Below are 23734 nucleotides of genomic sequence, written 5' to 3'. Positions count from 1 at the left end.
TGTTCATGGACTGTTATTTGTTGTTTAGGTAGTCCAATACAACTTCATGGTGATCTTTGGTCTTAAACTTGTTAAACACATGCTCAAGTTTGCCAGACTCATCAATCAGGAAGCTTGTTCTTACAACGCCCATATTTTCGCGGCCCATAAATTTCTTGAGTTGCCAAACATTGTACTTTTCACAAACTGTGTGGTCTTCATCGGCTAGCAAAGTGAAGTTAAGCTCTTGCTTGTTGATAAAGTTAGTTAATTTTTGCGGTGTGTCTGGGCTGATACCAAGAACAATAACATTGTGGGCGTCTAACTCAGATTTAGTATCTCGTAACCCTTTAGCCTGAACCGTGCAGCCTGGTGTTGAAGCGCGTGGGTAAAAATAGAGCAGTACCTTTTTTCCCTGAAACTCAGATAGCGTCACTGGGTTATTGTTTTGGTCATTTAGGGTAAAATCTGGTGCGATTTGTCCAGCTTCGATTGCCATTGGTTTTGTCCTTACTTTCTCAATTAATGGTGTGTGGCGTAGTGTTATTCGCTACGTCCTTTTTAGTGCATTTTTATTACGTTAGGGTGTACGTTTTTATCGTTAATCTAGTGTCCTGTCTAGTGATTACACTAAGCAGGACGGCTTTTGACATTACAGAGCGAAGGGTTACTTCGGCTTTTGAAATTGCGCAGCAATAATATTATCTGAACGAGTAGATACGATTTTATCCATGGCCTTTTCTCGCTGACTCTCATGCAACATGTCCATCAGTTCTTGAACGACTTTTATGTGAGTCGCAGCTTGAGCAGCTAACGCCTCTTTATGGCTTTTCGCTTCATCGTAATATTCTTTTTTCTTTTTGTTCGCTTGCGCTCTCTCACCCTTGAGTGACTTTATTTCTTTTTGAAGGACTTCAATGGGGGAGTTTGCGGTTTCATCTTGAGCAATTTGCATCTCTAATGACTTGTTTTTTATCATTAAAACAACGTCATCATGTCTTCTGAGAGCCCCAGCAGACAGCCCCGCTTCTTTTTCAACATTACTATTGTTGATTTTGAGTTTGCCCTTTCGTGCTTTATTACGCAGCTCTCTCGATGTTAACTTGGTGACATCACCATCCAAAAGCCTTTCCAATGCTTTGATTAGCTTATTTTTGGTTACCTGTGACATTATGATGTGACTCCGTATGGGATAAGCAAATTCTTAACTTCATCAGGAAAGATGACAGGCTCAAAGTCGATGTTTAAATCTTTCATAATACGTTCAGCAGCTTGAATTTTTATATAAGATTCAGAAGCAGTTTGAGGCGTCAATTCATCATTTTCAATATCATAAAGCATGTGTATTTCTGCCTCTTTACGCTTTGCCTCGGCAAATACGGCATCAACGATGTAATCATTCTTGCAGTCTACACATTCCATCAGGTTAACTTGCGTTCTTAAACTACAAGCCGTCGAAGTGCAATATACTCCCGGAGCAACGGCATGGATGTGGCGATTTTGAGTTCGAATTTGCTTTTTCCAATAGTTTAGAGAAAGCATGTCATTGTCCACCTTGTCCTTGAATAAGTTACGGTCTGTATTGGCCATGTTTTTAGCAAACTCTTTGCCTTTGCCTCCTGCAACGCGCTCCTTGTTTGCCAGTTTCTGGTAAATCTTTAAATAAATTCGGGCTTTCTGCTCAATTCTTTCTTCATCAATGGCGTTGGCAAGGTTTTTTTTCCTTTTCCTGAGTTTTTGAAACTTGCTGGCATTTTTTGCATAGTGCCGAGTCATTGCCATAGAGACATGGCTAAATTGCTGTTTGAGTTGCGGAAAGCTGCAAAGCTCAAAACCAATTAAGTAGTAGGCAAAAGAGCGACGCAGTTGATGCCCTGTAAATTCATAATCCTCACCCACTTCAAACGAAAAATTTGGGTCAGATATCTTTAGGTCAATAATGTCTTCATTGGTCAGTGCAAGCTCTTCGCCCATCGCATTTTTAAACCAATCTTGAGAATGTTTACCTAATTGACTCTTAGTTATTTCACTACAGTCCTCTTTTGTTTTGTGGAATAAGGATTGTGAGTCTGGGTGCCGTTTTCTGAGCGGTGTATGTAGTGCTTGAAGAACCTCATACGCTTTCATGCCCGTTTCGGTGGTGACAAACTCATCTTGCTTTGATTGAGAGCCTTTGGTTGTCTTTGATAAGTCGGCATGAATAACGTGTATCTTCTGTCTTTTGATTATCTCAGTCGTGCAGCCCTGAGCGGTGTTTAGGTGATAAATCTCATCGGCTCTCATCCCTGCTCGAGCCATTAACCCCCATAAGCAGCCACCGCTGAGTTTTTTAAACAGCGATTGAGCCTCCATGAGATTGGTGATTTCCCATTGCCCAATCGCTAGCTTACGCTCGGTGTGGAAGCTATCCATGTAGTCGCTGTGTATCTCTGGTCTATGAAGGCGAATGAGAGCCAGTGTCTCATCTTTACTTGGAGAATGAAGTGCGGCAAAGGCTTCTTGAAAAGCAAGGGTGCGTTTTTTGAACCATTTGTTCGTTTTTGCCAAATACCATTGAATGTTACCGTTTTTAAATCTGGCTTCATCACTGACCAGATATTCAGCATAACCCTCATATGCCTTATCAAAGTAAGTGGCGATGTATTCAGCAAGTTGCCCTAGTTCGTCACGAAGGGCATAAGCTTCATCAATAAGGGCTTCTGACCGTTGAAGACCCAGATAGTAGAGCCTTTGAGGGATGACGGTATACTGCTCCGCTTCTTTGATTGATAAACCAAAATCAGACGCGTTAAGCTTTTTGGCTAAGTTAACCTCAAACGGTAAACCTCTGGCTTCTTTGTATAGGCGATTTAACCCGTTGTAAATTGACTCTCTTTCAAAATCGATATTGGTAAAGCCGGTTAGCACCCAAGTTTCGAGTCGGTCAAAATTTAAAGCCGATAAGGTGTTACACCCTTCATTTAACAGTGGGGTAATGACTTTCTTTAGGTTCTGTAATGCTTGATAAAGAGTCTCAAACGAATGGTCATGAGGTGATAGCCACATCATTTTTAGCAGGAGGGTCTTAAGCTGATTTTTAAGGTTACGTTCAATCACCTTACCATCGAGTGTAAAATCAATGGTTCTAGTCGCTTTTGCTCGTGGTTCAAAATAAGGCCGTAGGTGTCTCCAAGCGTTATCATCGCCAATTTTACCCAGTGATTCACCCGAAATAGTAAAGCCAATATCAAGGCTTTCGAGCTCATCCCAATCACCACGCTCAATAGCTGGCTTTAGCACATCCATTAAGTAATTTGCATGTGCGCCAACATTTTCTTGTGCTTTAAGAAGCTTATTTTGGTGCTCTAGGTCATTTAGCTTTATCACTTTAGCCTCCGTAATTATAAGGATAAAAGCGCGTGGTCGATAGATACTCTTGGGTGGCGACCTTGGGCATTAAATCGCTTCATAGCCTCATCAAATACATCATCACTCGCCCTGTCCAGCGTATATTCATACTGTTCAATTTTTTCATGAATATCACCTTTCGTATCAGGGTACATATCAAATGCTTCCTTAAGAACATCTATGTATGAGATGAGCTTATAAACGGCCTCAACGTCATCTACCGCTTTGGCTGATTGGCACTTGTAACAGATATCAAATTCAGCACAAGGTAAGTTCACGCCTACCGCATGATTCGTTTCTCGCTGCGTGTTTTTTCCGTCGCCAATGACTTGTTGCCCATTGCAAGTTAGGCCATTGGGGTTGGTTTTAGCATTGCCTTCTGCGTGCTTTTTCTTCCACTCATCATATGACAACATCGGAATACCGCGCCTTGTTGCAACCGTCGCCTTTGCTTGCGCTAAGTTCGTTTTATCATCGAGATTTTGCAAAACCTCCAAGCCCTGAGACACGATAACCTTATTAAGCAAAGGGTCTCCGTTAGCGTAATCTCTCTCCAACGTTTCTTTCGTGTTTTGGAGTAAGTTTTGAGCAACAGGAATGCCACCTTCGGCGTAGGCTTGGTTGCTGGTCATTTCTCGCCAGCGACTCGATTGAAGAGAAAGATAATAATGGTTTGTCTCAACAGACCAAGTATTCATTAGCCCTGATGAAATAGGACTGATGCCTTCCCAATCTCTAGGGACGCACTGGCTACTTCTCGTTAAAAGCAGCCGTTCATATTTCTTTGGCTGCTTGTCGGCGTTCTCAGTTGCATACTGCTCAATATCTGTGATTAAAGCCAAATCAGACGCAGGTACTTTAAAGAAACCACCCATGCCATTTCTATAGTTAAAAGAAACGGTAATGTTGCCATCACTGTCTTTTTCAGAGTAGGTGAGGGGAAGTAAAATGCCTTTGAGTGGTAAGTCTGTGTAGCAAGACAAAATACAGTAGGCACTGTTGGTCGCCCCTTCTCCTGCCTTGCTCTTGCTGGTTGCCCGTACTTCCTTATAAACAATAGTACGACCCAAATGATTAACTGTTTTCTTTAACGTGATGGTTTGTTGGTTGCGATAGGCGTAAAACAGCGCTTTAAACCAAGGCAGGTTGCCAGCTCGATACGGAGATAATAGGTGTAGTTGGTTAACGAGCCTTTTATTGAGTTCTCTCAGGTTAAAGCTTTCGCTCACGTCCGCGTTATTGCTAAGGGTGAAAATTAACTCAGAGCCATCTTCTGCATTGCCATACAGCTTAGACAGTCGCTCTAGGAGCATAATAAACTTCACACCATCACGCTTATCAACATCAAATGGCTCACCCACCAATTGCTCTCCCACCAATAGAGCATCAACCTCTTTGTTCGCTCGATACTTATAGCTTGAGATTTTCACCGTCTGTAGGCTCTTATCTCGCTCTTGTGTATGAACCTCAATTGGGTGGGCAATATCTCGAATGTTGCTGTCATTGAGTGAAGTGAAAAAGCACATCAAATGATAGGCAGCGCCCATCGTGAGGTTAAAGGCTGCGCCAGCATTAACAGAGGTGCCACTTTTGCTTCGTCCAAGGCTTTGTGTATCCAATGATGTTGGGATTTGAACCACTTCCTCATGCTCACCAAGGGCAATGATAATAGGAAGCGCCTCTGGCAGAGGTGTATTGTTTTCTTTGGCTGCAATAAGCTGTGGTGTGAGAGCGAAGAATAAATTGCTCAAACGTGTCACCAGAAGCTCTTCTTCCTCTGAATACCCCTTGTATGGCGTATTTTCCCCTGCATACCCTCGGTGAAGCAAAGCCCAATTGGAAGCAGGTAAACCACACCAATCGAGTGCATTACGAAGAGCCGTAAGTGTCGTCGCCGCTGTCGCTTCTTTAATGCCTAGCTCATCACCATGATTGTATTCCCATAGTCGTTTGGAAGGGTTAAACATCTTGATGCGATGCCTTAGTTCACCATCGTTGCCACCAAACTTTAGATAGCCACTCTCCGTAAATGGGTCAACATCTACTGCATCACAAAAAGCCAGATAGGCGCGTAAGTTCTCGTACCGGCTTGAGACGGTGTTTGCTGAGTTACCATTACTGACGTATTGGTTGGCTTTCTCGCAAAAGCGCCGAATAAATGCGGTTCGGCGGTCTACTTTCTGGTTTTCCTTATTACATCCTAAATGCAGTAAGTGAGAAACATCGAACTGCTCTGGCTTTTTTGAATAAACTCCTTTGTAAGGAATGGTCAGATTCAAAGGCACGACATTTTGGCTGTTGCGGACACGTTTAACGGATGTGGATTGTCTTGCGATTTTACTTTTTGCCATTACGCCCAACCTCCATTTATCTTGCGGTTTTTCGCTTTGGCTGTGCGGATTTGGTCGTCCAATTTTTTCATGAACTTAATGTACTTCTCAGTGGTTGAAGTGCTTGCGTGCCCCATTAGCGTCGCCAATTCATCCATGAGGAAGTCGTAGTCAACGGCACGATTTTTCGATTCGAGCCAAAGCCAATGAGTAGCAAAGGTGGAACGTAAATCATGAATACGGTAATACCAAGATGAGTCCACTTCGCGTATCTGTTTTCGAAGGTTTGAAAAGTGCGTTTCCAAGGTGTTGCCTGAGTATGGCGTCCCTTTATTTGAAATAAATAGGTAATCTACGGTGTCTAAAATCTCACCTGACTGAATAAGCTCATTGCGTTTGTTTAGGTTCGTAAGTCGTGCATTACTTTCTTTATATATTTCTAGCTCTTCGTACAGTTCAATGGGAATTTCTACGGTGCGAGGCTTACTGAATTTTGTGTGAGTAATTTTGATTGGTACTGCCTCTAAATCACTGTAGTCAGCCTTTCCTATGTCGTGAGCGGGGAAATGAATAGCCTCATCAATTCGAAGTCCTGCCTCGACACATAATCGAAAGATTAATCCTGTCGCTTTTGGGAGTGAAGTGACATGTTCATTAAATAAAATTTTGTGCTCAGGGGGCATGGGCTTGAGCTTTTTATGGGCTGGGGTGTTTTCTTTTTTAGGAAACATTCTCATGATGTTGGATGTTTCATAAGTACGCCTAGAGTCTACTCTTGTGTGAGCCAACATGTCGTGTTGGTTTAGCCCTTGATGCACTGTGCCAGTTGTGTAGTGGGTAACAACATTCTGCTCGTCATTTTTGATGTAGCCGTATTTTTGCATCCACTTATAGAATCCAATCACGGCACTCATATAGCTTCTAGCGGTAGACAAACTAAAAGCTTCATCACCATTAGCACCTTCAATATTGTTGCAGTTAGCAAGCAGAAACTCAGCAAACCGCCAAGGTGCGCCTTCTTCCTCATATTTGGTTAAAGATTTATAAGTTAAATACTCAGGAGGAATAATGTTTCCATCTTCGTCTTCTTGCTCGACACAGGTTGAATCTAAGAATCGAGTAAAGGCGAGCAGCCCCTTAGCAATTGAGCCAGTATCTTTTACTTTTCCCTCACCACGTAACTTAGAGACCAAATAGAGAGACTGAGGATAGACCACTAAGCCATTACGACCAATGATGATACTGGTTTCTTTATTGAATTGCTTTAAGGAGGATGGTTCTAATAGGGCAGAAAAAGCAACTTCGCCTGATTCAGTGTCAGTGCTGCTTCTTATCTTGAGCTTGGCTAACGTATCAACTTCTATTGGTAATAACCAACAGTCATCATAAATTTCTAAGCATGTATGATTTGTTTCTATCAAAAAACAACCCTTAATATGTTTACTCACATATTAAAGATAGTCTGTCATAAAAAACAATCAAGGTTATTTGTCATAAAAATTAACTAAGGGTAAACTTCTTTTCGCCCCAAACACCAAACTGGTCTGCGACCGCGTGGTCTTCGTCAGACAGTAGCGTGAAGTTAAGCTCATCGCGCTCGATAAATTTGCCCAGACGTTTTACCGGGTCAATGCTGACGCCAAGTACAACAACATTGTGCGCGTCGAGTTCTGCTTTAATGTCACGCAGGCCTTTTGCTTGCGTTGTACAACCCGGAGTCATCGCTTTCGGGTAAAAGTAGAAAAGTACTTTCTTGCCTTTAAAATCACCAAGTGTCACTGTGTTGCCGTCTTGGTCGAGCAAAGAGAAGGCTGGCGCTGGCGAGCCTGCTGTCAGCGTATTCATTATGATTTCCTTTACTTTATAGTGTGTTTTTAATGAAATTCAGAGAACCTTGTACGTTGAGCGACTTACAAAGTTCATCGAAATCTTCTTGTAATTGCATCAGATTGCAATCGGCACTCACCGATGCAGTAATGGCTATGTGGAATTGATCAACATCGGCCTGAATCTTTGACTTGCTGATGGTTTGTGCGCTCAGTGAGTCCAGTCCAATCTGCTGGTCAGCAAAAAACTGAGTGAATTTCTCAGTGAGCCCAGGACGGTCTTCTGACTCGATAAACACTTCCATGGTGTAGCTGTTGTCGAGTAACTCGTGAGCAGCGGTACGCTTCATTATCGTGATCAGGTCGTGTTCTTGCCCCAGTAAAGGCATCTGTGTTTCGACGCGAGTGATATTACTGGTGCTACCTGTCAGCAGCATGATTAGGGTAAATTCATTGCCAAAAATAGCAATTCGGCTATCGACAATATTACAGCCAGCTTGCGTAACGAGCTTTACGACTTGGTTACAGATACCTGGACGATCCGTTCCAACTGCTGTAAGTACCAGATGTTGCTTCATAAATGAGCTTCTTGTCCTTTCTTCAATAGAAAGATGTTAGCACAGATATTCCAGAGAAAGATCGAGTCAGTCCGCTTTTGTTTACAACATGGTTTTTTTATTCACTCAAGTCTGACTTGATTCAGCGCGCCGAAGAGTATATTTCTGAGCATAGTAAAAATGAGGTCTTTCTTTTGCTCGCGCCTTGTTCTTCAAAATTGAATCAGTTAACTAACGCTGTTATCCAGTTTTGTGCGAGTCCGGCCAAAGCGAGCATTTAATTTGCTAGATCTCTAACATCTGATAATTATTCACTCATTTGTACTTTGTAAGCGAGTTTACGCTCTTGTGTTTTTCAATCGCATTACAGTACCATGCAGAAAGAACTAAATAAGGGAGATAAACATGTTTTCAGGAAGTATCGTAGCGCTGATTACGCCATTCAAAGCGGATGGCGAAGTAGACTTTGATAGTCTGCAAAAGCTAGTGGAATACCATATCGAATCTGGTTCCGATGGTATTGTGGCAGTAGGCACAACCGGAGAGTCAGCGACACTGACGATTGAAGAGCATGTAAAGGTTGTTAATAAGACGGTAGAGTTTGCCAATGGTCGTATCCCGGTGATAGCTGGTACGGGTGCAAATGCTACCCACGAAGCCGTGACGTTCAGTAAATTACTGGCGGATTCTGGTATCGCTGGTTTCCTAAGTGTAACGCCTTACTACAATAAGCCGACACAAGAAGGTTTGTACCTGCACTATAAAGCTATTTCAGAAGCGAGTGATGTGCCGCTCATTCTTTACAATGTACCAGGTCGCACGGCGGTAGATATGAAGCCTGAGACAGTGGCACGTTTGTCAAAGCTTGATAATATAGTTGCTCTAAAAGATGCGACAGGCGATTTGGACAGAGTTGCAATTCACCGTGAACTTTGTGGCGAAGATTTTATCTTACTAAGTGGTGATGATGCGACGGGCTTAGATTTTGTTAAGCTTGGTGGCAATGGGGTTATCTCGGTAACCAACAACATCGCGGCAAAAGATATGGCAGACATGTTCCATTTGGCAAGTGAAGGTAAGTACGAAGAAGCAGAAGCGATTAACGAGCGTTTAATGACTCTGCATAAGAATCTATTCGTTGAAGCAAGCCCGATCCCAGTCAAATGGGCAGCAGAAAAGCTGGGTTTGATCGAGGATGGTAGCTTACGTCTTCCTCTAACCACGCTTTCTGAAAATCTGCAGCCTATCGTGGAACAGGCGTTAATCGACGCCCGTATTTATAAAGATTGAGCTACTAGGATTGACGTTCATACTGGGGGCCACTGAGCCCTCAGTGTTTTAGGAGTATAAATGAAGCTTTCAAGCCAGTTAGTGTTAAGTTCATTAGCTGTATTCGTATTGACTGCCTGTACAGGTGGTGCCACCCAACGTCGTCAGGCAAAGGACGATTTCGAGTATTTAAACACCCCAACGCTGGGTGAGTGGAATACGCCACAAGGCGTTCAGCCTCAGCTCTACCCAAACTACGAGATCCCTCAGGGTGCTTATGCTGGTGGCGTGGGTAAAGACGTTGATATTCGTCCACCACAGCAAGTGTTAGAACTTATTCCTGGCGCTCGCTTGGATCGCAGTCAAAATGGTGAAGTGACGTTGTGGTTGCTCCGTAAAGACGAGTTGGACAAGGTTTGGCAAACTGTACAAGGTATGGTTGAGGCCAGAAAAATTCCGGTTGAGAGTCAGACCGATTCACGTATTGAAACGGGTTGGGTAACTTGGGATTCTCCAGATGAAGACATGGAGATTGGCAGCCGATACGAGATCTTGCGTACACAGCAAGGCGGTCGTTATGGATTTAAAGTCGGTCTTATTGACTGGCGTGAAGGTGGCCAAGTAAAAGAAGTCACTCCGACAAACCGTGAGCGTTACAATGTGTTCATGACTAACCTGGTAACCGCTCGTTACGATCAGCAAGTCCGTGAAGATGCTCAGCGTAAAGCTCAGGAGCTGGTAAAACAGATTCCTGTGACGATGGGTACAGACCGAAGTGGACTTCCAGTCATCATCGCTCGTGCTCAATATGACGTATTGTGGCCGCGTCTGCCTGCGATTCTGCCTAAGATGGGTTTCACGGTTGAAGATCGCACCCAATCCCAGGGTACAGTAGAAGCGAGATACGCATCACCGGATGATGAGTTCTGGAATGATATTGGCGTTAAACCTGTTGACTTGAAGGCGGGTAAATACACCTTCCTATTTGGCGACTTGGGTAACCGTACGTCAATCAACATTACCGACTCTTCAGGTAAGCCTGTTGAAGAAGAATTCCTTAAATCACTAGCGCCAGTTCTGGCAGAAGTAGTGAAGCAGTAATTGTTCAGTGCATAAGTATTTGTACAGTGCATAGAGAAAAGGGACCGTTTGGTCCCTTTTTTAATGGCATTCATTAACGAGAACGATCGTCTTTGTTCTCTTTATCCCCGTAGCGTTCCTGGTCGAGCTCATTCAGTTTATCCAAGTCGTTTTTACGGCTTTTATCCATTTGATTAAACTTCATTTTGGCTGTGTATTTCAGGGCGGCAATATTACCGATGATGACACTTAACACGACAATAATGATAACCCAAGGGTTAGTGAGCAGCTCTATCATGGTGCCTCCGGCGGTGGTGCAATGTTACGAATAAACGTAGACATGATCTTATCTAGATTATTGAGTATTGAATCTATTCCCGCAATCTTGTGCTGCTCGTTTTGCTTAATCAGTTCACTTCTTAGCAACTCAGACGTTAGCTGTGAGCAACATTGCTGACCGACAATTTTGTGGCTAATGTGCCATGGTTCAATAGCGACGCCACCAAGATCGTCTTTGTATGGGAAGAAAAAGCCAAACTCATTGAGGTGCGTTTTCAGCCATAGATAGAACTCATACTGGTGGCCTTCTAGATACTCCCACGGTTCCAGTTGCAGATCTGTACCTTCAGGTAACAAGTTACGAGCATAGACATCAAAATCGCATCCCCAGTGGTGACGGCTTCCACCTGGCAGAGCTGACCACCGCAAAATCGCCATTAGCTTCTCTTCGTCACTCAACGCAGACTTATTCAGTGGCTTTGAGTCTGAATCAAGAATTGGCAACCCACCAGAAAACTTTCCGTTCCAGATTGAGCGCTGACGTGAAAAATCTCGAAAGCCGCTGGCAATCTCCATTTTAAAACCAGCATCCGTTGCAGCCTCAATCATTCTTAGCAGGTCATGAGCCACTTCTGGGTGAAGCAAAAAGGCTTTCTGACCCACCATCGTTGATTGAAGGTGAGAATCGGTGGTTCCTGTAAGTTGCGATGGTGTCATGTTGTTCTCGTTAACTGGCTGTTAGCGACCGATTACTTCGCCAATAAATGCTTAAGCGTATTTTGGTACATGTCCGTTAACTTTTCTAAGTCATCTACTTTCACACACTCGTTCACTTTATGAATGGTTGCATTCACAGGACCAAGTTCTACGACTTGACCACCCATTCGAGCAATAAAACGGCCATCCGAAGTTCCGCCAGTTGTCAGTAGCGCTGGTTTGGTGTGGTTTACTTCATTCACTGCAGCAACGACGGCATCCAGTAACGCGCCTGTGTCGGTTAAGAATGGGTCACCGTTGAACGTCCAGTTCAGCTCATAGTCCAGGGCATGCTTGTCTAGCGTTTCTGTCACTCTTTGAACAATAGTGTCGTTGTTCAGCTCTGTGCTAAAACGCAGGTTGAATTGAACATTGAACTCGCCCGGAATGACGTTTGAAGCACCAGTACCTGCCGACACGTTCGGAATCTGGAAGCTGGTTGGCGGGAAGTAGTCGTTACCTTTATCCCATTCCGTGGTTGCTAACTCGTGAATGGCTAACAGAGAAGAGTGAACAGGGTTATTAGCCAGATGTGGGTAAGCCACGTGTCCCTGAGTACCTTTAACCGTCAGGTCACCAGTGATTGAACCACGGCGACCATTTTTCACGACATCACCAACGATCTCGGTACTTGAAGGTTCACCCACGATACACATATCAATGTTTTCACCACGTTCCATCAGCGCTTCTACCACGCGAACGGTACCGTTGATGAAAGGACCTTCTTCATCTGAAGTAATCAAAAAGCCGATAGAGCCTTTATGATCAGGGTTCTCTGCAATAAAACGTTCCACAGCGACAATCATTGCCGCCAGAGAGCCTTTCATATCTGCCGCACCGCGACCATGCAGGTAGCCGTCGATTATTGTTGGCTCAAATGGATGCGTATCCCATTGCTCAAGCTTGCCCGCAGGCACTACGTCAGTGTGGCCAGCAAAGGCAAATAAAGGTGCTTCGGTGCCACGGCGAGCCCAAAAGTTGGTTGTATCTTCAAACACCATGACTTCGATTTCAAAACCAAGCGCTTTTAATCGCTCGATCATTAAGTCCTGGCAGCCCGCGTCTTCAGGCGTTACGGATTGTCTGCTGATTAGGTCTTTCGCAAGAGCCAGTACTGGACTGTCTGTCATCCTTGAGTGTTCCTTAATTTATGAGTTAAAAATCGTTGTGTATTGATCTGCTTTAAAACCAATATGGAGCTGATCATTCACTTTTAAAATTGGGCGCTTAATCATCGCTGGGTTTTCCACTAGCAGCTTGATAGCATTTTCTTCATTCAGAGAATCTTTCTGTTCCTGAGTTAACTGGCGGAAAGTAGTACCACGTTTGTTGAGCACGATTTCCCAGCCTAGAGCATCACAAAATTCTGTCACCAATGCTTCATCTACGCCTTGTTTGCGGTAGTCATGAAACTCATACGCGATATCTTCCGCTTCTAACCATTTCTTGGCTTTTTTAATTGTGTCGCAGTTTGGGATACCGAACATGGTAATCGTCATAATTGTTTCCTTTTATCTTTACTTTGTTTTTATGCACAGAGGCTGAGATTCTCTGGTGCTCAAGCAATTTTGGGCTGTGTACCGCATCCTACCAAGAAGCAATCAAACTGACAAAATGCGAAAGAAAATAATTTATGACCTCGAAGCACGCCAAATTGCCGAGTTGGAAACGTTGATAACTTACAGAATGAGCGTAAATGGGAATTAACTTGTAGGAATTTGAGTAAAAAGACACCAAAAAAGGGTGGATAAGTCGAGTTATTGATCAAACGCAACATCTCTCTGTGCAAAAACGAAATAATGATTCAGCACAAGTTTAGGAGGTGTCAATGGAGTTGAGTCCTGTTTTTGCAAGGCGGTTATATTTGGCCTTGTTGGTCGAAAGCCTGGAAAGGCCAAATGTACCAAAATTAATCGAACAAACGGGTTGGCCTCGACGTACAATTCAAGATGTACTCAAGGCATTACCGGGTATCGGCATCGAGCTTATATTTGTTCAAGATGGTCGACGTCACAATGACGGCTATTACCAACTTTCGGATTGGGGACCTTTTGATAGTCAATGGGTTCTGGAGCGAGAGCGTGATATCGCTAGTAGCCTTGGATTTCGTGCATAAGCCAGCAATTGCTGGCTTTTTTTATCTGTCGAGGCAGGAGATAAATTCCCTGAATAGGGAACATGCATTACTTGCAGCGGTAGGCAACACCTAACAGGTTGAAAGACGTGACGAAATATTGAGGAGACACCATAAATACCGTATCAGCACCCATGGTCATCGCGTTGTTTTTTAGGTCGTTAACCGCACCTTTGATCATGCTGTCATTGCTGAAGAACAGGTAGTTATACCAATGCCCTTCATTGCCAGTTACTTCACCAAGGTACTCGCACTGAGCAGGGTCGAACTGGCCATCAATCCGCACTTCGACCTGTTGGCTTTTATCGTGAGAATTGAGAGGTGTCGATGAGCAGCCAAAGAGAGTAAAGATTGATATGGCGACAATGATTCGAAGCATATTATTTTCCCATGAAAATAGTGGCGGCGAAGCCAATCCAACTGAGAACAAGTAGCACCCATGGCAGCGCGGATGATTTAGCTGTTGAGGACTCTACCGCAATTTGAGGCTCGTGTTGTGTTTGTTCTTCGGTCTCGCGTTGTTTTTCTCTTTGCTGTTTCTTTTTGGCTTTGTCTGCTTGGCGGCTTCGCTCTTTTTGTTGTTTTTTATACAACGCAATGCCTTTCTCGATACCCTGAGCAATGAGTTTGGTTTGTTCCTTTGTTTGCCCTGGTTTCTGAGTCGCTCTGGCAATGTTCATTGCTTCGTTCTGAGTTTCTTGGGAAGGAACGGGAGCTGCTGTATTTTTCTTTTTCATGTTTTTATTTACTCGGCGCTAGGAGCCTGCGTTTGAAATTACTTAAGCCTAGTCTACTCGCCAAGTTGGTTGAAATGAACCGTAGAGCGCAAGTTCTCTGAACAAGATTTCGCTTTTTGCGCGGGGTGTGAGGCTTTATTACCGGCGGGAGGTACTTGCGTTGCAGTTTCGCTGCGATCAGGTAAAGTGACCACAGTAAGTTATTAAAGAAGAAGATATTGTGCGCTACGCATTTGATCAATATGACGCTCATGGCTTTTTAAAAGCGCCTATTTTTGTTTGGTTAGGGTGGATGTTTCTTGCCCGATCTTGGGTGGTGTTTGCCATGGCAGGTGTGAGCCGGGAGAGTGGAAGTAAACTGCTGTCGATTGTTTATCCAGATTCGAGCACACTGTATTTGGGTTTGTTAGCCGGTGTTCCCAGCTTACTATTGATGTGGTTGATGGGTTTACGCCAGCCAGACCGAAAATGGGTGAACAAAGTGATGAGCTACGGGCGAGAGGTGACCTTGATCTTGTGTAGTATTCAGCTTGCTCAGACCATGTATCATGTCTACCTGGAACATGGTGTATTCAATTGGGCAAACGCTCTTACCATCACCTTAATTACCTGGTTTATGATCTACCTTTTGAACGGAAGGTGGGTAAAAGACTGTTTTAATGTGCCACAATTTGAGCATAATAAAGAACAGCCTTCAAAGAATTAAAAATCAACAACTTCCCGCACAGGGGCAAAGTATAGAGGAAACCTCAATGTTACAAGCTCAAACGGCAATTGTGCCAGAAGCAGGACCATTTGCACTGTACACTCAACTGAAAGTAAACCAAAACCGTGAAAACGTATTGGCGAAGCTAAAAGCCCTTCCAGAGCTGGTTGAAGAGCTAAATAACAGCCAGCCAGGTGCTGACCTCACACTATCCATCGCATTCACAAAATCATTCTGGCAGCACTTAAATATCGATGCGCCTGAAGAGTTGATTGAGTTCCCACAGTTAGGGGAAGGGGATGTTGTGGCGCCAGCAAGCGATGTTGATGTGCTCATTCACTGCCACTCAACTCGTCACGATTTACATTTTTATGTTCTGCGTAAATTCCTGGTCGACACGGCAGAAGATGTGACTGTCGTTGATGAAACGTATGGCTACCGTTACCTGGACGCTCGTGATATGACTGACTTTATCGATGGCACAGAGAACCCAGAAGGCGAAGCACGAGCAGAGGTAGCCTTGATTAAAGAAGGCCCATTTGCTGGTGGTAGCTACGTAATGGCTCAGCGTTTCGAACACAACCTTCCTGCATGGAATCGTTTGAACGTAAAAGCACAAGAGAAAGTGATTGGCCGTACTAAGCCAGATTCTGTTGAGTTGGATGATGTGCCGGCTGCGTCGCACGTTGGCCGTGTAGACATCAAAGAAGAAGGTAAAGGTCTGAAGATCGTTCGTCACAGTTTACCATATGGCACCGTGACGGGGGCTCATGGCCTGTTGTTCATCTGCTACTGTCATACACTGCATAACATTAAAGTGATGCTTGAGAGCATGTACGGTGTGACGGATGGCAAAACCGACCAGCTTCTGCGTTTTACTAAAGCGGTCACTGGTGCGTACTTCTTTGCACCATCTCAGGCTATGCTGGCGGAACTTGCGATTAAGTAATTCCAAGCCGGTAATTTTGAAGCTCTCCAATCGGAGAGCTTTTTATTTTCTGGATCTTTCCCTCTTCCTTTCTTTTGCTCGTCACCCTATTGCTAAAAGCACTAAACCTTCCAAGAATCCGGCCGATAAATATCCAATACCTTCATCTTATTGGAGCACATATTTGTGGCTATCACCGTTAATACCAATATTTCAGCTCTGGTGGCACAGCGTCATTTAACTAACGCAACGGATATGTTGAACCAATCTATGGAGCGTTTGTCTTCAGGGAAGCGCATTAACAGCGCGAAGGATGATGCCGCAGGTTTGCAGATTTCTAATCGCTTGCAAGCGCAAATGCGTGGTCTGGATGTCGCAGTTCGCAATGCAAACGATGGTATTTCAATCATGCAAACCGCTGAAGGCGCAATGAATGAAGTCACTAATATTATGCAGCGTATGCGAGATCTCTCCTTACAGTCGGCAAATGGTTCAAACAGCAATGCAGAGAGGATAGCATTGCAAGAAGAAGTCAGCGCATTGAATGATGAACTGAATCGTATCGCGGAAACCACTTCGTTTGGTGGACGCAAATTGCTCAATGGCAGCTTCGGTAAATCAGCGTTTCAGATTGGCGCGGCTTCAGGAGAAGCGGTACAAGTTGAATTAAAGTCTATGCGTACTGATGGGCTAGATATGGGTGGATTCAGTTACATTTCGCGGGGCAGAGCAGGGTCTGATTGGAAAGTGAAGAGTGACTCAAACGAGCTTACCATGTCCTTTGTTAACCGCTTGGGTGAAACAGAACAAGTCCATATTAGCGCGCAAGCCGGTGACGACATTGAAACGTTAGCCACGTACATAAATGGTCAAACCGACAAAGTGTCAGCGTCAGTGAATGAAGATGGGCAATTACAGATCTTTATGGCCGGCAAAGAAACCTCTGGCACGATTTCATTTTCCGGCGATTTGGCGAACGATTTGGGTTTGGAGCTAAAAGGTTATCAAGCGGTCGATAGCATTGATGTCACCAGCGTTGGTGGAGCGCAGCAAGCTGTGGCGGTTCTGGATACGGCAATGAAGTATGTGGATAGTCACCGTGCCGAGCTCGGTGCTTATCAAAACCGTTTTAATCATGCGATAAATAATTTAGACAACATTCATGAGAATGTGGCGGCTTCTAATAGTCGAATTTTAGACACCGACTATGCCAAAGAAACCACACAAATGGTCAAACAGCAGATTTTGCAACAGGTCAGTACTTCTATTCTTGCTCAAGCGAAACAAGCGCCAAATCTGGTTTTGTCTTTACTGGGGTAATGTCATTCCCGTTTAAAATTTAGAAAAAACTGCCTGTATCGACAGGTGAAAAAGAAGCTTTAGTGAAAATTTAACGTTTTTTGTCTTTTTTACCTATTTCGTCACGATCCCCCCTAAATATGAACTTTTTCTAAAAAAATCGAACATTTTTCCTAAAGAAATCAGATTGTGCGTCGTTAATAAAAGTAACTTTGAGAGAACTACTTGGTTTTCCGAGACGTCGGAAACCGCTACACCGGAAAATCAATTGGAGAAATCACCATGGCAGTGACTGTAAACACAAACGTATCAGCGATGACCGCTCAGCGTTACCTTAACAATGCAAACTCAGCTCAACAAACGTCGATGGAGCGTCTGTCTACAGGCTTTAAAATCAACGGCGCAAAAGATGATGCAGCTGGCCTTCAAATCTCGAACCGTTTGAATGTGCAAAGCCGTGGTCTGGATGTGGCTGTTCGCAACGCGAATGACGGTATCTCTGTTGCGCAAACTGCTGAAGGTGCGATGAACGAGACAACCAACATACTGCAACGTATGCGTGACCTGTCACTTCAATCTGCAAACGGTTCTAACTCAAAAGCAGAACGTGTTGCGATTCAGGAAGAAGTAACTGCACTGAACGACGAGCTTAATCGTATCGCGGAAACCACTTCATTTGGTGGTAACAAACTTCTTAACGGCACATACGGCACCAAATCGTTCCAAATCGGCGCAGACAATGGCGAAGCAGTCATGCTTGAGCTGAAAGATATGCGTTCTGACAACCAAATGATGGGCGGTCTTAGCTACCAAGCTGAAAATGGCAAAGGTAAAGACTGGAATGTTTCTGCGGATAAATCAGACCTGAAAATCAGCCTGACAGACAGCTTTGGTCAAGAGCAAGAAATCTCGGTTAATGCAAAAGCAGGCGATGATATCGAAGAGCTGGCAACGTACATCAACGGTCAGACTGACTTGGTAAAAGCTTCAGTGAATGAAGATGGCCAATTGCAAGTCTTTGCTGGTAACAACAAAGTGGAAGGCGAACTGTCATTCTCTGGTGGTCTATCTGGCGAATTAGGTCTGGATAAAGGCAACAGCGTCACGGTTGATTCTATTGATGTTACCTCTGTGGGCGGCGCACAAGAATCAGTAGCAATTATTGATGCTGCTCTGAAGTACGTAGACAGCCATCGTGCGGAACTAGGTGCTTTCCAAAACCGTTTCAACCATGCAATCAACAACTTGGATAACATTAACGAGAACGTGAGTGCATCGAAGAGCCGTATTAAAGATACCGACTTCGCAAAAGAAACGACAGAAATGACCAAGTCACAAATTCTATCGCAGGCGTCAAGCTCAATCCTTGCGCAAGCGAAACAAGCGCCGAACTCAGCGCTAAGTCTGCTAGGTTAAGGGTTATACCCAGATTAACCTCAGACGAGAACCTCATTGGCTCGTGGTGAGAGATGAGCGAGTAAACCCAGCTTCGGCTGGGTTTTTTTCTATCTGAGGAAAGCACGCTGACGTGTTAATTTGGTCACAGTTGATACCGGTCACACTTCTCTAAGTAGAGGATACTAATCGCAAAAAAATGGGAAATTCTCCTAAAGGATATGTATTGATCGCCGTTAAAGGGATTGAGAGAAATGAGATGTACCCAAGTGAGGTGAGAGACACGAAGGTACATTCACAAAAGCCTTAAGGAGAACAACTATGGCGATTAACGTTAATACTAACGTTTCTGCGATGACCGCACAGCGTTACCTGAATCAGGCCGCTGAAGGTCAACAAAAATCAATGGAGCGCTTGTCTTCGGGCTATAAAATTAATAGCGCGAAAGACGATGCTGCAGGTCTACAGATTTCAAACCGCTTGAACGCGCAAAGCCGTGGCTTGGACATGGCAGTGAAAAACGCCAACGACGGTATTTCTGTTGCACAGGTTGCTGAAGGTGCAATGAATGAATCTACCAACATCCTACAGCGTATGCGTGACCTTTCGCTTCAGTCTGCGAACGGTTCTAACTCAAAAGCAGAACGTGTCGCGATTCAGGAAGAAGTAACAGCCCTAAACGATGAGTTAAACCGTATTGCGGAAACGACATCTTTTGGTGGTAACAAACTTCTTAACGGTACTTACGGTACACAGTCTTTCCAAATCGGTGCTGATTCAGGTGAAGCAGTAATGCTTTCTTTGGATAGCCTGCGTTCTGATACTTCTGCTATGGGTGGTAAGAGCTACGCTGCAGAAGAAGGCAAAGATGCATCTTGGGCTGTTGGTGAAAAAACTAAGCTTGAAATGAGCTACACCAATACACAAGGTGAAGAGCAAAAGCTGACTATCAACGCCAAACAAGGTGATGATCTTGAGCAGTTAGCGACTTACATCAACGGCCAGAGCGATGACGTGAAAGCGTCAGTAGGCGAAGACGGTAAGTTGCAAGTATTTGCTTCTTCTCAGAAAGTAAATGGTGAAGTTGAATTCTCAGGCAACCTGGCTGGCGAAATTGGTTTCGGTGATGCTAAAGACGTCACGGTGAAAGACATCGACGTTACATCGGTAGCTGGCTCTCAAGAAGCTGTGGCTGTTATCGACGGTGCACTTAAGTCAGTAGACAGCCAGCGTGCGTCTCTTGGTGCTTTCCAAAACCGGTTCAACCACGCGATCAATAACTTAGATAACATTAATGAAAACGTTAATGCGTCTAAGAGCCGTATTCAAGATACTGACTACGCGAAGGAAACAACAGCAATGACTAAGTCGCAAATCCTTCAGCAAGCGAGTACTTCGATCCTGGCACAAGCGAAGCAGTCACCATCTGCAGCGCTAAGCTTGTTGGGCTAATTAGGCTGGATTAGTCAAGCGATAGACCCTATCGTTAGCTCATAAGTTGGAAGGGAGATTGTAATGGAAATAGCCTCCTACACATCGAACATCCAGTCTTACGGTGCAGAGGATGGCACCAAAGTTGCTAGTAAAAATGGCTATGGCATAGGCGTGCCGGACCCAGCAAATTCAGTCGGTGACATTTCGCTGTCAAAAGCGAAAGACACCGAGCGTGATTTCTCTGTTCAAGCTGCAATCAAAATGGCGGAAAGCCGTCAGGAGCTGAACAGAGAAGAGCGTGAAAAAATGGTCGCACAAATGAATGAGTTTGTGACAGCCATAAACAAGGGAGTGGCGTTTCGCGTGGATGAAGAATCTGGCCGAGACGTTGTGACGATTTACGAAGCCAAAACGGGCGACGTGATTCGTCAAATTCCTGATGAAGACATGCTGGTCGTTTTACGTCGCCTAGCTGAGCACACAGCTAACAGCGGTTTGTTAGTTGAAAAAGTTTAATACCAATCGTAGTAAATAACTGGTCATTCTAGCTTGTTAAAATACTCGATAACGACGTTAAAATTTTTGATTGTAGAATAACTACTTATCGAAAAATTTTGCCTTGTTCTCAAGCATTTTTCCTACGCTATTTCTGATCACTTACTTACTGTGATTGGTATAAGCCGTTTTTAGAGGTGATTTAATGAGTTTAGGCCCGTTGGGGATGTCTGGTGGCATGGATATTAATGCCATGGTCAGCAAAATTGTCGATGCCGAGCGTGTACCAAAGCAGCAGAGCATTAACAATGAACGCACGACGATAGATGCCAGCATCAGTGCTTATGGGCGACTCAGAGAATCGTTGGATACGATGAAAAACCTCATGGTTAACTTCCGTCAGGAAAAAGCTTTTGCTGCCCGGACGGTTGATACCACGGACGATAAAATCGTATCTGCCACTGCAACTACCGATGCTATAGCTGGTAAGTATGCTATCGATGTGTTGCAGCTTGCACAAAGCCATAAAGTTGCGTCTGATGTGTTACCAGAAGACGCAAAGCTTGGTCCGGGTAAGCTGCATATTTCGCTTGGTGACGAGAGCTTTAACATCAATGTCCGTTCAAGATCTAAGCTCGTAGATGTGGTACGTAGCATCAACGGTGCGAAAGACAACATCGGCGTTCGTGCTTCACTTATCAACGATGCCGAAGGCCCCCGCCTTATCCTTGCCTCAAACCAATCTGGTAAGGATCACCAAATTACCGTCACAGTGGACGCTGAACAAGGCAATCCACTTAAAAAATTCGCATATCAAACACTTGAAGAGCGAGTACGAGCTTTGGAAGAAGCACGTGCTGCCGCTGAAGAGGTGTTAGGTCCTTTGCAAGATCCACAATCATCCGAACCTGTTTTACTGGATGAAAGCGGCAACCCTCTACCTCCCGAAATGCAATCCTCGCAAGAGGAATTAGCCACTCAACAGGGGAGTGCAGTTGGTGAACCTGTTTCTACTGCCGGCGCAGATGCTGCCAAAGCGGGACAAGATGCTCTCGATAAAGCGCAAGAACGCGCAAGTTGGCGTCCAGAGGAACGAATTCCTGGCTGGACGGAAACGGCCTCAGGCACCTTACTGGATTCATACCAAGAGCCAGAGCTGGAGCTGGACGACAAGGCGATTGAAAAAGCGCCTGATGTTCCGGGTTGGAACAATGCTGCATCTGGTACGCTGACCGACTCTTATGTCACCACCAAAGAAGCAAAGCAGCGGCTTGATCAAGAAAAAGCAGAAATTGAGCAGAGCATTGCTGATGAAAAGCAGGAGCTTGATGCGAAAGTAAAACGTGGTGAATTGACGCAAGAGCAAGCGAAGCAAATACATCGTGCTCAGCTTTCACCGGAAGAGCGCGAGCGACTCGAAAAAATAGACGCTGCCGAAGCCAAAATTGCTCAGGCCGAATCTATGTTCGAAGGTTATAGCGGCATGACCGAAGTTCAGGCCGGCCAAGACTCGGTCGTGTTACTCGATGGCGTTGCGAAACTCTCGAGTCATAACAACGTGATTGAAGATGCGATAGAAGGCGTAGACCTCACATTGAAAGGGAAGTCTGAACCTAATCAAGCACCGGCGGAAATAGGCGTTGAATATGATCGTCAGGGCGTTCGCAGTGATATAGAAAACTTTGTTGCGGCTTATAATTCGTTTTATCAAACCTCTCGGGCGCTCTCGAGCGTTGATCCTCTTACCGGACAAAAAGGCCCTTTATCGGGCGACAGCACCGTACGAAGTGCTGATGCCAGACTTAAATCGGTCTTTTCCGCCCAAATTGACAAAGCGCCAGAAAACCTCAAATCCCTCACTGAGTTTGGTATCACCACGACTCGTCAGGGAACGCTCGAAATTAACTACGACATGCTCGATCGTCAGTTAAATAACAACTTCAATGAACTGGAAAGTTTCTTTGGTGGTAACACTGGTTTCGCAAAGCGCGTTGAAGATGCCATTCATGGCATTACCGGGGTTACCGGCAGCATTCGTACCCGCGAAAAAAGTCTTACAGAACAGAATTACCGTTTAAATGATGATCAAACTTCCCTCGATCGCCGCATGGCGAGCTTAGAAGAGCGTACCCATGCAAAATTCTCTGCCATGCAAGATGCAACGGGAAAAATGCAAGGCCAGCTAGGCGCATTAATGAGTGCACTGGGTTAATCAATGCATAGCGAACTTATTGAAATTAACGATTTGGATCAACGCATTAGCCAAGAGCTGCAAAAAGTCGATATTAATACTGAAGAAATTCTTCGTTTGGTCGATATCAGAGAAAGCTTATTGCAAAACTTGCTGTCAGTGGTTCAGAAAAACCCATTGGTTAAGCAAGACGTCGAGTGGCAAGACTTGCTTGCTCGTACCCAAAGTATTGTTGAACTGATGCAATCAGAGACGTCAAAAGTTGGAAAAGAGTTGCATAAATTGCGCTATGGCCAACGTTCGCTTCAGCAATACAAAAAGTTTATTTAGAAAGAGGATTACTATGCGCGGATCTTTGCAAGCATACAAAAAGGTATCAGTCGACAGCCAGCTAAGCGCGGCTTCTCCGCACAAAGTCATTCAAATGCTAATGGCGGGAGCAATTGAGCGTCTTATTCAAGGTAAAGCAGCGATGCAAGCTGGCAACATACCAGTAAAAGGTGAGCGTTTGGGTAAGGCATTAGACATTATCATCGCGCTGAGAAGTTGTTTGTCAATGGATGATGGTGGTGAGATTGCCTCAAACTTAGATTCACTTTATGAATTCATGATTACGCAGATTTCTGCGGCAAATCACCAAAATGATCCGCAACTTATTGATGACGTTATCGATATTATTCGAGAGATAAAATCAGCGTGGGATCAAATTCCGGCAGAGTTCCACAACCTAACGGCCGAAGAGGTCGGTATTTAATAAATAAAACAAATTGTTATATTGACTTGAATATATATTGAGCGCCTAAGCAACAAGTTGTGCAGCAAGGTCACAATCACGCTTAGAGCTCTCGATTGCTTGGTTGCCTTATTTTTATATTCAAATAAAATAAGCGCTATTAGTAGCCCTAATGGCTTTTTTTGTTGCTGATTTCCCCTTTGTCTCTCGTGCATTGAG

24 protein-coding genes and 1 pseudogene are annotated in these 23734 nt (G+C 44.4%); 12 read left to right on the top strand and 13 right to left on the bottom strand.

Annotated features, from left to right (window positions below; genetic code table 11):
- Positions 1-13: 13 nt before the first annotated feature.
- The 7 genes and pseudogenes from bcp (L9Q40_RS18190) to L9Q40_RS18160 all read right to left on the bottom strand — a co-directional run bounded on the left by bcp (L9Q40_RS18190) (position 14) and on the right by L9Q40_RS18160 (position 8100).
- Positions 14-478 (bottom strand): thioredoxin-dependent thiol peroxidase, encoded by a 465-nt coding sequence (gene bcp, locus L9Q40_RS18190; RefSeq protein WP_062854508.1) that lies wholly within the window; start codon positions 476-478, stop codon positions 14-16.
- A gap of 168 nt (positions 479-646) precedes the next feature.
- Entirely contained in the window at positions 647-1150 is a 504-nt protein-coding gene (locus L9Q40_RS18185; protein WP_498794147.1) for a bacterioferritin comigratory protein, read from the bottom strand.
- Complete coding sequence (locus tag L9Q40_RS18180; RefSeq protein WP_498794146.1) at positions 1150-3345, bottom strand: site-specific integrase; 2196 nt, start codon at positions 3343-3345, stop codon at positions 1150-1152. Before L9Q40_RS18180 ends, L9Q40_RS18185 begins: the two co-directional genes overlap by 1 nt.
- Positions 3346-3359: 14 nt before the next feature.
- On the bottom strand, positions 3360-5717 hold the full coding sequence (locus L9Q40_RS18175; protein ID WP_498794145.1) for a hypothetical protein: 2358 nt from the start codon (positions 5715-5717) through the stop codon (positions 3360-3362).
- The gene (locus tag L9Q40_RS18170; protein WP_498794144.1) at positions 5717-7117 is read right to left on the bottom strand and encodes a tyrosine-type recombinase/integrase; all 1401 of its coding nucleotides are present in this window, start codon (positions 7115-7117) and stop codon (positions 5717-5719) included. Before L9Q40_RS18170 ends, L9Q40_RS18175 begins: the two co-directional genes overlap by 1 nt.
- 91 nt (positions 7118-7208) lie before the next feature.
- Positions 7209-7541: pseudogene (bcp, locus tag L9Q40_RS18165) on the bottom strand (thioredoxin-dependent thiol peroxidase); the annotation flags it as partial.
- 16 nt (positions 7542-7557) lie between these two features.
- On the bottom strand, positions 7558-8100 hold the full coding sequence (locus tag L9Q40_RS18160; protein WP_020333622.1) for a glycine cleavage system transcriptional repressor: 543 nt from the start codon (positions 8098-8100) through the stop codon (positions 7558-7560).
- Between the two features lie 384 nt (positions 8101-8484).
- On the opposite strand from L9Q40_RS18160, the gene dapA reads away from it, so the two are divergent.
- Positions 8485-9369, top strand: a complete 885-nt coding sequence (gene dapA / locus L9Q40_RS18155) for a 4-hydroxy-tetrahydrodipicolinate synthase (RefSeq protein ID WP_014232691.1) — start codon at positions 8485-8487, stop codon at positions 9367-9369.
- Between the two features lie 60 nt (positions 9370-9429).
- Complete coding sequence (bamC, locus tag L9Q40_RS18150; RefSeq protein WP_498794143.1) at positions 9430-10449, top strand: outer membrane protein assembly factor BamC; 1020 nt, start codon at positions 9430-9432, stop codon at positions 10447-10449.
- A gap of 73 nt (positions 10450-10522) precedes the next feature.
- Here the strand turns inward: bamC and L9Q40_RS18145 are convergent, their stop codons facing one another.
- From L9Q40_RS18145 to L9Q40_RS18130, 4 genes are read right to left on the bottom strand one after another with little or no spacing between them, the layout of a single operon-like run.
- Positions 10523-10726 (bottom strand): DUF2897 family protein, encoded by a 204-nt coding sequence (locus tag L9Q40_RS18145; RefSeq protein WP_014232689.1) that lies wholly within the window; start codon positions 10724-10726, stop codon positions 10523-10525.
- A complete protein-coding gene (locus L9Q40_RS18140; protein ID WP_020333619.1) occupies positions 10723-11424 on the bottom strand; it encodes a M15 family metallopeptidase in 702 nt (233 codons plus the stop codon). The genes L9Q40_RS18145 and L9Q40_RS18140 overlap by 4 nt, the downstream gene beginning before the upstream one ends.
- Positions 11425-11456: 32 nt before the next feature.
- The gene (dapE, locus tag L9Q40_RS18135) at positions 11457-12593 is read right to left on the bottom strand and encodes a succinyl-diaminopimelate desuccinylase (protein WP_014232687.1); all 1137 of its coding nucleotides are present in this window, start codon (positions 12591-12593) and stop codon (positions 11457-11459) included.
- Between the two features lie 18 nt (positions 12594-12611).
- The gene (locus L9Q40_RS18130; protein WP_065297222.1) at positions 12612-12962 is read right to left on the bottom strand and encodes an ArsC family reductase; all 351 of its coding nucleotides are present in this window, start codon (positions 12960-12962) and stop codon (positions 12612-12614) included.
- A 329-nt stretch (positions 12963-13291) separates the two neighbouring features.
- On the opposite strand from L9Q40_RS18130, the gene L9Q40_RS18125 reads away from it, so the two are divergent.
- Complete coding sequence (locus L9Q40_RS18125; protein ID WP_014232685.1) at positions 13292-13579, top strand: winged helix-turn-helix domain-containing protein; 288 nt, start codon at positions 13292-13294, stop codon at positions 13577-13579.
- Between the two features lie 67 nt (positions 13580-13646).
- Here the strand turns inward: L9Q40_RS18125 and L9Q40_RS18120 are convergent, their stop codons facing one another.
- Positions 13647-13976 carry a DUF4156 domain-containing protein gene (locus L9Q40_RS18120; protein ID WP_498794140.1) on the bottom strand — a complete coding sequence of 110 codons (330 nt, stop codon included), beginning with the start codon at positions 13974-13976 and terminating at the stop codon, positions 13647-13649.
- A 1-nt stretch (position 13977) separates the two neighbouring features.
- The gene (locus tag L9Q40_RS18115) at positions 13978-14334 is read right to left on the bottom strand and encodes a DUF2956 domain-containing protein (RefSeq protein ID WP_498794139.1); all 357 of its coding nucleotides are present in this window, start codon (positions 14332-14334) and stop codon (positions 13978-13980) included.
- A gap of 220 nt (positions 14335-14554) precedes the next feature.
- Between L9Q40_RS18115 and L9Q40_RS18110 the strand changes: the two genes are divergently transcribed.
- From L9Q40_RS18110 to fliS, 9 genes are all read left to right on the top strand, one after another.
- The gene (locus tag L9Q40_RS18110) at positions 14555-15040 is read left to right on the top strand and encodes a DUF2919 domain-containing protein (protein WP_065297221.1); all 486 of its coding nucleotides are present in this window, start codon (positions 14555-14557) and stop codon (positions 15038-15040) included.
- Positions 15041-15086: 46 nt separating this feature from the next.
- Positions 15087-15989: a Dyp-type peroxidase gene (locus L9Q40_RS18105; protein WP_498794136.1), complete on the top strand. Its 903-nt coding sequence runs from the start codon at positions 15087-15089 to the stop codon at positions 15987-15989.
- Positions 15990-16154: 165 nt separating this feature from the next.
- On the top strand, positions 16155-17288 hold the full coding sequence (locus L9Q40_RS18100) for a flagellin (protein WP_065302739.1): 1134 nt from the start codon (positions 16155-16157) through the stop codon (positions 17286-17288).
- A gap of 261 nt (positions 17289-17549) precedes the next feature.
- Positions 17550-18683, top strand: coding sequence for a flagellin (locus L9Q40_RS18095; protein WP_498794135.1), 1134 nt, complete (start codon positions 17550-17552; stop codon positions 18681-18683).
- Between the two features lie 300 nt (positions 18684-18983).
- Positions 18984-20114 (top strand): flagellin, encoded by a 1131-nt coding sequence (locus L9Q40_RS18090; RefSeq protein ID WP_065300054.1) that lies wholly within the window; start codon positions 18984-18986, stop codon positions 20112-20114.
- A 63-nt stretch (positions 20115-20177) separates the two neighbouring features.
- The gene (flaG, locus tag L9Q40_RS18085) at positions 20178-20612 is read left to right on the top strand and encodes a flagellar protein FlaG (protein WP_498794134.1); all 435 of its coding nucleotides are present in this window, start codon (positions 20178-20180) and stop codon (positions 20610-20612) included.
- Positions 20613-20796: 184 nt separating this feature from the next.
- Positions 20797-22803 (top strand): flagellar filament capping protein FliD, encoded by a 2007-nt coding sequence (fliD, locus tag L9Q40_RS18080; protein WP_498794133.1) that lies wholly within the window; start codon positions 20797-20799, stop codon positions 22801-22803.
- A gap of 3 nt (positions 22804-22806) precedes the next feature.
- On the top strand, positions 22807-23112 hold the full coding sequence (locus L9Q40_RS18075; RefSeq protein WP_498794132.1) for a flagellar protein FliT: 306 nt from the start codon (positions 22807-22809) through the stop codon (positions 23110-23112).
- A gap of 13 nt (positions 23113-23125) precedes the next feature.
- Positions 23126-23536: a flagellar export chaperone FliS gene (fliS, locus tag L9Q40_RS18070; protein WP_020333610.1), complete on the top strand. Its 411-nt coding sequence runs from the start codon at positions 23126-23128 to the stop codon at positions 23534-23536.
- Positions 23537-23734: the final 198 nt, after the last annotated feature.

This window comes from Allocatenococcus thiocycli, assembly GCF_921292965.1.
GTDB classification, from domain to species: Bacteria; Pseudomonadota; Gammaproteobacteria; order Enterobacterales; family Vibrionaceae; genus Vibrio; species Vibrio natriegens.
The sequence above is the reverse complement of the archived record's forward strand: the minus strand, read 5'-3'. Positions and strand labels throughout refer to the sequence as shown.

Excerpts from the sequence above, each read along its gene's own strand:
- L9Q40_RS18185 (WP_498794147.1), bottom strand. The coding sequence starts at position 1,150 with ATGTCACAGGTAACCAAAAATAAGCTAATCAAAGCATTGGAAAGGCTT.
- L9Q40_RS18140 (WP_020333619.1), bottom strand. The coding sequence starts at position 11,424 with ATGACACCATCGCAACTTACAGGAACCACCGATTCTCACCTTCAATCA.
- fliD (WP_498794133.1), top strand. The coding sequence starts at position 20,797 with ATGAGTTTAGGCCCGTTGGGGATGTCTGGTGGCATGGATATTAATGCC.
- fliS (WP_020333610.1), top strand. The coding sequence starts at position 23,126 with ATGCGCGGATCTTTGCAAGCATACAAAAAGGTATCAGTCGACAGCCAG.
- L9Q40_RS18125 (WP_014232685.1), top strand. The coding sequence starts at position 13,292 with ATGGAGTTGAGTCCTGTTTTTGCAAGGCGGTTATATTTGGCCTTGTTG.
- dapE (WP_014232687.1), bottom strand. The coding sequence starts at position 12,593 with ATGACAGACAGTCCAGTACTGGCTCTTGCGAAAGACCTAATCAGCAGA.
- L9Q40_RS18145 (WP_014232689.1), bottom strand. The coding sequence starts at position 10,726 with ATGATAGAGCTGCTCACTAACCCTTGGGTTATCATTATTGTCGTGTTA.
- L9Q40_RS18090 (WP_065300054.1), top strand. The coding sequence starts at position 18,984 with ATGGCGATTAACGTTAATACTAACGTTTCTGCGATGACCGCACAGCGT.
- L9Q40_RS18075 (WP_498794132.1), top strand. The coding sequence starts at position 22,807 with ATGCATAGCGAACTTATTGAAATTAACGATTTGGATCAACGCATTAGC.
- L9Q40_RS18175 (WP_498794145.1), bottom strand. The coding sequence starts at position 5,717 with ATGGCAAAAAGTAAAATCGCAAGACAATCCACATCCGTTAAACGTGTC.
- flaG (WP_498794134.1), top strand. The coding sequence starts at position 20,178 with ATGGAAATAGCCTCCTACACATCGAACATCCAGTCTTACGGTGCAGAG.
- L9Q40_RS18120 (WP_498794140.1), bottom strand. The coding sequence starts at position 13,976 with ATGCTTCGAATCATTGTCGCCATATCAATCTTTACTCTCTTTGGCTGC.
- L9Q40_RS18105 (WP_498794136.1), top strand. The coding sequence starts at position 15,087 with ATGTTACAAGCTCAAACGGCAATTGTGCCAGAAGCAGGACCATTTGCA.
- bcp (WP_062854508.1), bottom strand. The coding sequence starts at position 478 with ATGGCAATCGAAGCTGGACAAATCGCACCAGATTTTACCCTAAATGAC.
- L9Q40_RS18115 (WP_498794139.1), bottom strand. The coding sequence starts at position 14,334 with ATGAAAAAGAAAAATACAGCAGCTCCCGTTCCTTCCCAAGAAACTCAG.
- L9Q40_RS18130 (WP_065297222.1), bottom strand. The coding sequence starts at position 12,962 with ATGACGATTACCATGTTCGGTATCCCAAACTGCGACACAATTAAAAAA.
- L9Q40_RS18160 (WP_020333622.1), bottom strand. The coding sequence starts at position 8,100 with ATGAAGCAACATCTGGTACTTACAGCAGTTGGAACGGATCGTCCAGGT.
- L9Q40_RS18095 (WP_498794135.1), top strand. The coding sequence starts at position 17,550 with ATGGCAGTGACTGTAAACACAAACGTATCAGCGATGACCGCTCAGCGT.
- bamC (WP_498794143.1), top strand. The coding sequence starts at position 9,430 with ATGAAGCTTTCAAGCCAGTTAGTGTTAAGTTCATTAGCTGTATTCGTA.
- dapA (WP_014232691.1), top strand. The coding sequence starts at position 8,485 with ATGTTTTCAGGAAGTATCGTAGCGCTGATTACGCCATTCAAAGCGGAT.